The organism is Vibrio hepatarius, from assembly GCF_011806575.1.
Lineage (GTDB): Bacteria > Pseudomonadota > Gammaproteobacteria > Enterobacterales > Vibrionaceae > Vibrio > Vibrio hepatarius_A.
Map to the genome: position 1 here is coordinate 1 of NZ_JAATOO010000054.1, position 5,594 is coordinate 5,594.

9 protein-coding genes and 1 pseudogene are annotated in these 5,594 nt (G+C 45.8%); 1 reads left to right on the plus strand and 9 read right to left on the minus strand.

Annotated elements, in window-relative coordinates; genetic code table 11:
• Together HCZ42_RS21415 and HCZ42_RS21420 are read right to left on the minus strand one after the other, a co-directional pair.
• Positions 1 to 359, minus strand: a 359-nt coding sequence (locus tag HCZ42_RS21415; RefSeq protein WP_175579593.1) for an alanine racemase, incomplete at its 3' end; no start/stop codon positions are given.
• Between the two features lie 3 nt (positions 360 to 362).
• A complete protein-coding gene (locus HCZ42_RS21420) occupies positions 363 to 1,775 on the minus strand; it encodes a replicative DNA helicase (RefSeq protein WP_167422698.1) in 1,413 nt (470 codons plus the stop codon).
• 171 nt (positions 1,776 to 1,946) lie between these two features.
• On the opposite strand from HCZ42_RS21420, the gene HCZ42_RS21425 reads away from it, so the two are divergent.
• Complete coding sequence (locus tag HCZ42_RS21425) at positions 1,947 to 2,711, plus strand: DUF481 domain-containing protein (RefSeq protein WP_368484202.1); 765 nt, start codon at positions 1,947 to 1,949, stop codon at positions 2,709 to 2,711.
• Between the two features lie 80 nt (positions 2,712 to 2,791).
• Here HCZ42_RS21425 and rplI read toward each other — a convergent pair whose 3' ends face one another.
• The 7 genes and pseudogenes from rplI to HCZ42_RS21460 form a co-directional block, all read right to left on the minus strand.
• On the minus strand, positions 2,792 to 3,244 hold the full coding sequence (rplI, locus tag HCZ42_RS21430) for a 50S ribosomal protein L9 (protein ID WP_167422699.1): 453 nt from the start codon (positions 3,242 to 3,244) through the stop codon (positions 2,792 to 2,794).
• A gap of 33 nt (positions 3,245 to 3,277) precedes the next feature.
• Positions 3,278 to 3,505, minus strand: a complete 228-nt coding sequence (rpsR, locus tag HCZ42_RS21435) for a 30S ribosomal protein S18 (RefSeq protein ID WP_000090472.1) — start codon at positions 3,503 to 3,505, stop codon at positions 3,278 to 3,280.
• Positions 3,506 to 3,521: 16 nt separating this feature from the next.
• Positions 3,522 to 3,824, minus strand: coding sequence for a primosomal replication protein N (priB, locus tag HCZ42_RS21440; protein ID WP_167422700.1), 303 nt, complete (start codon positions 3,822 to 3,824; stop codon positions 3,522 to 3,524).
• Between the two features lie 8 nt (positions 3,825 to 3,832).
• A complete protein-coding gene (gene rpsF, locus HCZ42_RS21445) occupies positions 3,833 to 4,222 on the minus strand; it encodes a 30S ribosomal protein S6 (RefSeq protein WP_167422701.1) in 390 nt (129 codons plus the stop codon).
• Positions 4,223 to 4,434: 212 nt separating this feature from the next.
• The gene (gene bfr, locus HCZ42_RS21450) at positions 4,435 to 4,920 is read right to left on the minus strand and encodes a bacterioferritin (protein ID WP_167422702.1); all 486 of its coding nucleotides are present in this window, start codon (positions 4,918 to 4,920) and stop codon (positions 4,435 to 4,437) included.
• A gap of 77 nt (positions 4,921 to 4,997) precedes the next feature.
• On the minus strand, positions 4,998 to 5,189 hold the full coding sequence (locus HCZ42_RS21455; RefSeq protein ID WP_167422703.1) for a (2Fe-2S)-binding protein: 192 nt from the start codon (positions 5,187 to 5,189) through the stop codon (positions 4,998 to 5,000).
• A 332-nt stretch (positions 5,190 to 5,521) separates the two neighbouring features.
• Positions 5,522 to 5,594, minus strand: a pseudogene (locus HCZ42_RS21460) (elongation factor Tu); the annotation flags it as partial.

Here is a 5,594-nt window from a genome sequence, read left to right on the forward strand (position 1 = left end):
ACTGGTGTGTCTAGCTGAGCATTTTCGAGAGCTTCGAGCTGGTCGATACAATGCACAGCAGTCTGAAGGTTATTCGCCACCAAAACAGGTAAGTCTTCAGCAGCATAGAAACCTTCAAGCAGCAAAATAGGTTTCACGATTCCACTTGCGCGGAGTTTTAGAGCTTCTTCCATACGCGCCACGCCAAATGCATCTGCAAGAGTTGCGTGGCTGGCAATCTGTGATATTCCGTGACCATATCCATTGGCTTTCACGATTGCCATCAATTTACTATTTGGAGCGTGAGCTTTAACCTGCTCAAGGTTGTGTTGCAAAGCGTTGAGCTCAACGATTGCCGTTGCTGCTTTCATGTAACTCATTCGTTACTCATCATCCATATCAAAAGCTGGGCCGGCATAATTATCAAAGCGCGACCATTGTCCTTGGAAAGTCAAGCGCACAGAACCGATAGGACCGTTACGTTGCTTACCGAGTATTATTTCTGCGGTGCCCTTCATAGAGCTGTCGGGATTGTACACTTCATCTCGGTAGATAAACATGATCAAGTCGGCATCCTGCTCGATGGATCCCGATTCACGCAAGTCCGAGTTTACCGGGCGTTTATCAGCACGTTGCTCTAGAGAACGGTTAAGCTGCGACAGTGCAACCACAGGGACATTCAGCTCTTTAGCTAATGCCTTAAGCGAGCGAGAAATCTCGGCGATTTCTAAAGTACGGTTATCCGAAAGCGCTGGTACACGCATCAGCTGGAGATAGTCGACCATGATCATTGACAAACCACCGTGTTCGCGAGCAATACGACGTGCACGTGAGCGTACTTCGGTAGGTGTTAGACCTGAACTGTCATCAATGTACATGTTCTTCTTCTCCATTAGGATACCCATGGTAGAAGAGATGCGCGCCCAATCCTCATCGTCGAGCTGACCGGTACGAATCTTGGTCTGGTCTACGCGAGACAACGACGCCAACATACGCATCATGATCTGTTCGGCTGGCATCTCTAGCGAGAAGATCAGAACGGGTTTTTCCTGCTCCATCGCGGCGTTTTCACACAAGTTCATCGCGAAGGTGGTCTTACCCATCGATGGACGTGCCGCAACGATAATTAAGTCAGAACCTTGTAGACCCGCAGTTTTCTTGTTGAGGTCGGTAAAGCCAGTATCGACGCCTGTTACACCATCTTGTGGCGACTTGTAGAGCAATTCGATACGTTCAAGGGTTTTCTCTAAGATATTATCAACGTTTTGCGGACCTTCGTTCTCATTGGTACGAGACTCGGCGATCGCAAAGACTTTACTCTCTGCCAAATCGAGTAGGTCTTCCGATGAGCGACCTTGTGGATCGTAACCCGCGTCTGCAATTTCGTTCGCAACACCAATCAAATCACGAACCAGCGCGCGCTCTGCGACAATGTCTGCGTAGGCGTTGATGTTCGCGGCACTCGGGGTGTTCTTAACCAAGTCAGCCAGATACGCAAAACCACCAACATCGTCGAGCTGTTCACGCAGTTCAAGGAACTCAGACAACGTAATCAAGTCGAGCGGTTTGCTGTCTTCGAGAATCGACTTAACCGCTTCAAAAATCAGACGGTGTGGACGACTGTAGAAGTCTTTCGCCACCACGCGTTCTGCAACCGTATCCCAACGCTCATTATCCAGTAGCAGACCACCAATAACGGACTGTTCCGCTTCCAAAGAATGAGGGGGCACTTTGATTGCATCAACCTGTGCGTCTCTGATCATTTTCATGCGATTTTCTGTTCTCGATTCGGCCATGGTATTGCTCTACTACTTGATGTTGACCGCTCATTATAGCGAGAAAGACAGCGTTGTCTGCAACTAGCCGACAGATTGTCGGGTTGCATAAGATATTTAACCCAGCATTGACCAATACAACCAGTTTTCGCATTAATATTATCACCCCCTATATAAATCTAGAGGTCGTTAGTGTCTAAGTATTGGTTACTTGCTGTTGGTTTAATGATACCAGCGCTCTGCATGGCAGCAGATCAAGAGCAGGGAGATGCTGAGATTGACGTACCTTCACCGTGGGATACTGAAGTCGAGTTTGGCTATCAGTCTCACACGGGTAATTCCGATACCCGTTCGCTAAACGCGCGTGTCGCAGCGGACTACACATCTGGACGTTACCGTAGCAGTGGCGAGTGGAAATATTACTTGCTGTATAAAGACGGTGAAGAGGATAGACGCCAGTCTACTTATAAAGCGCAAAGCGACTACAAGCTGGGTCCCAGTACGTATCTGTATGGCAGTTTTGAAGGTGTGGATTCACTTTACAGCGCATACTTTAAAGACTATACCCTTTCAGGTGGTTTGGGTTATCAGGTCGCGAATACGGAAACACTGATACTCGAAGTAGAACTTGGTCCGGGTTATCGCTATCAAGAACCTAACCTTGATGAAATTGATGATGACGACATCGTCGTTCCAAGGACAGTCGAAGAGGCGATCTTTCGAGGAAATATCTCGTCTAAGTGGCAGGTAGTCGACACTCTGAGCTTATCGGCTTCAGCGACCGTCGTTTCGGGTCGCAGTAATACCCGGCTCGACACCGACGTCAGCGCGATAAATAACATCACTGAAGATATTGCACTTAAGCTGACGCACTCTCGCCAGTACCATGACAAAGTGCCTGAAGGATTGGAGAAAACCGATAGCATGTTTTCAGTCAACCTGCTGTTCGTGTTTTAAGCTTCCCCGCTCCGAAGAATTGCAGACATAAAAAAAGCACCTGTAAACAGGTGCTTTTTAAATCGTCTTGATACTGAAAATTACTCAGCAGCAACAACTTGTAGGTTAACTGTCGCGAAAACTTCAGAGTGAAGTTGAACGCTGATCTCGAACTCACCAGTGTTACGTAGAGCACCTTCAGGAAGGCGAACTTCGCTCTTAACAACTTCAACGCCTGCCGCTGTGATAGCGTCAGCGATGTCACGAGTACCGATAGAACCGAATAGTTTGCCTTCGTCACCAGCTTTAGAAGCGATAACAACAGCTTCTAGAGCGTTAACTTTCTCAGCGCGAGCTTCTGCAGCAGCTAGTTGCTCAGCAACTTTAGCTTCTAGTTCAGCACGACGAGCTTCGAACATTTCAACGTTGCCTTTAGTCGCCATAACTGCTTTACCCTGAGGGATAAGGAAGTTACGAGCGTAGCCAGATTTAACGTTTACTGTATCGCCAAGACCACCTAGGTTACCGATTTTATCAAGTAGAATAACTTGCATTGCTTAATCCTCTTTCTTAATAAACGGAACCGATTACTGATGCTTGTCAGTGTACGGTAGTAGAGCTAGGTAGCGTGAACGCTTGATAGCACGTGCTAGTTGACGCTGGTACTTAGCGCTTGTACCAGTGATACGGCTAGGTACGATTTTACCAGCTTCAGTGATGTAGTTTTTAAGAGTTGCTACGTCTTTGTAATCAATCTCTTGTACGCCTTCTGCAGTGAAACGGCAGAATTTACGACGACGGAAGAAACGAGCCATGGGCTATCTCCTGATCTTAAATTTGAGTAATGTTGTCGGCATGAAGCACTAATTTTCCCACGCCATTTCGGCCGGTTTGATAAGCGACAAAACCACTTACCTTAATGCTACTGCCTTGTACTAAATTCTGAGTTAAAGCTTGTGACCTTGGTCCACTGACAACAACCGGCATACGACAATAAACTTGTCTCGGTAAATCAGCTTCGATAACGGTGGAGCGATGCTCTAGCCAAAATCGACAGTGTTCAATTCCACTTGGACTTTTACTTCGAATTGGAGGTTTAGCAACAGCGCCACTTAACTCCATTCGATTGGCCATAAGTTAAATTACTCAGCAGCTTCTGATTTAGCTTCTGGCTTAGCTTCAGAACGGTCGTCACGACGTGGAGCGCGCTCTTCTTTTTGCTTAAGCATGATAGACTGTTCAGTGATCGCTGCTTTAGTACGCATGATCATGTTGCGTAGAACTGCATCGTTGAAACGGAAAGCAGTTTCTAGCTCATCGATTACAGCTTGGTCAGCTTCAACGTTCATTAGAACGTAGTGAGCTTTGTGAAGCTTGTTGATTGGGTAAGCCAGTTGACGACGACCCCAGTCTTCTAGACGGTGGATAGTACCGCCAGCTTCAGTGATAGAACCAGTGTAACGCTCGATCATGCCAGCAACTTGCTCGCTTTGATCTGGGTGCACCATGAATACGATTTCGTAATGACGCATGGGTTGCTCCTTACGGATTATTCAGCTTCCACAATTGGCTCAGTCGTCCAGAGGAAGCAAGGAACTAAAGATAATTGACTGAGTTTTAAGGAGCACGAATAGTACAGAAAGAAAGCAGTTTAAGCAAGAGAAATATAGTGTGGCAGCCAGCAACAAGTAACAACGATTTTTAACTCGATACTGGCTGGGAAACGTGGGCGACAAATTGTTGTTTAATCGTCATTATCTTCATCGACGTATTGCGCTTGTAGGTAATTTTGGATGCCTGTCATGTCGATCAGACCCAACTGTGTTTCCAACCAATCCACATGCTCTTCTTCGTCTGCTAAGATGTCTTGAAACAGATCACGAGAAACGTAATCGTGGATGTCTTCAGCATATGCTATTGCCGCTTTCAAATCTGGAATCGCCGCCATTTCGAGTTTAAGGTCGCACTCAAGCATCTCTTTCGCGTCTTCACCTATCATCAGCTTTCCGAGGTCTTGTAGGTTAGGTAAGCCTTCCAAAAAGAGGATGCGTTCAATCAAATGATCGGCATGATTCATTTCATCGATTGACTCATGATACTCCTTGTCCGCGAGGTGCTTTAACCCCCAGTCTTTGTACATGCGTGCATGCAAGAAATATTGACTTATAGCTATGAGCTCGTTACCGAGCACTTTGTTGAGGTGTTGAATTATGATTGGATCACCTTTCATGACATCGCCCTCCTTATCGGCTCTTTTAACTCTAGTTCCAAATAAGAAGCTGTCAAAACAAGGACTGTGCTTGCAGGTTAACTGGCCTGCTTAAATAGGCTTACGGCGGCGGTTTCATTAACAATTTCTTTCGCTGCACGTACACACTTGCCACATTGACTACCAAGCGCAGTGCACTTTTTAATTCCGCGCATATCGGTCACACCTTCTTCAATCACCAACTTACGAATTTTTTTGTCAGAGACACCATGACAGAGACAAATGTACATATCGAAACCTATGACTTAAACCTAGATTCGAAATATAAAAGATAACCATTCCCACTACCAGACAGATCACGCCTAAGTATTAGATCGATTAGTTATAGAAAATGGGGCAATTAGAGGTAATTTACTAGGACGAAAAACCGTTGGGATCACGTTGTTTTTGGTAGGTTGAGTAAGCTGATGAAATAAAATGTGAAAAGTTTTAGCTTGGCTTTACTAAGCCATGAAACTGCTTATAACCAAATATGAAAAAGGGAAGCCTAAGCTCCCCTCTTTCTAGATGCGCTTTCTTCAAAAAGAAGAACAGTGCAAGATTTCGTTTAATTCGTTAAGAATTAGTCGAAGATCTTAGCAACAACACCAGCACCTACTGTACGGCCACCTTCACGGATCGCGAAACGTAGACCT

What these genes read in the sequence shown, in the direction of transcription:
- bfr (WP_167422702.1), bottom strand. Translation starts at nt 4,920, where the DNA reads ATGAAAGGTGATCCAATCATAATTCAACACCTCAACAAAGTGCTCGGT.
- priB (WP_167422700.1), bottom strand. Translation starts at nt 3,824, where the DNA reads ATGGCCAATCGAATGGAGTTAAGTGGCGCTGTTGCTAAACCTCCAATT.
- HCZ42_RS21420 (WP_167422698.1), bottom strand. Translation starts at nt 1,775, where the DNA reads ATGGCCGAATCGAGAACAGAAAATCGCATGAAAATGATCAGAGACGCA.
- HCZ42_RS21455 (WP_167422703.1), bottom strand. Translation starts at nt 5,189, where the DNA reads ATGTACATTTGTCTCTGTCATGGTGTCTCTGACAAAAAAATTCGTAAG.
- rpsF (WP_167422701.1), bottom strand. Translation starts at nt 4,222, where the DNA reads ATGCGTCATTACGAAATCGTATTCATGGTGCACCCAGATCAAAGCGAG.
- rplI (WP_167422699.1), bottom strand. Translation starts at nt 3,244, where the DNA reads ATGCAAGTTATTCTACTTGATAAAATCGGTAACCTAGGTGGTCTTGGC.
- rpsR (WP_000090472.1), bottom strand. Translation starts at nt 3,505, where the DNA reads ATGGCTCGTTTCTTCCGTCGTCGTAAATTCTGCCGTTTCACTGCAGAA.